The sequence below is a fragment of the Pyramidobacter sp. C12-8 genome (genome assembly GCF_002007215.1).
In the GTDB taxonomy this organism is placed as follows: Bacteria; Synergistota; Synergistia; order Synergistales; family Dethiosulfovibrionaceae; genus Pyramidobacter.
Genome location: NZ_MUHX01000127.1, coordinates 1 through 233 on the forward strand (window position 1 = coordinate 1; position 233 = coordinate 233).

The following is a 233-nucleotide window of genomic DNA, read 5'->3' on the forward strand; positions in this document are numbered from 1 at the left end:
TCACACGCAAAGAGGTGCTCGATGCGTTCATGGAGCGCATGAAGACCTGCCGCATCATGGTCAACACACCGTCCTCGCACGGCGGTATCGGCGACATCTACAACTTCCGTCTTGCGCCCTCTCTCACGCTGGGCTGCGGCTCGTGGGGCGGCAACTCGATCCACGAGAATGTCGGCGTCAAGCATCTGCTGAACGTCAAATCGGTCGCCAAGAGGAGGAATAATATGCTTTGG

General features: G+C 57.9%; 1 pseudogene. It reads left to right on the forward strand.

Annotated elements, in window-relative coordinates:
* Nucleotides 1-29: 29 nt before the first annotated feature.
* Nucleotides 30-233 (forward strand): annotated as a pseudogene (locus B0D78_RS12320) (hypothetical protein); the annotation flags it as partial.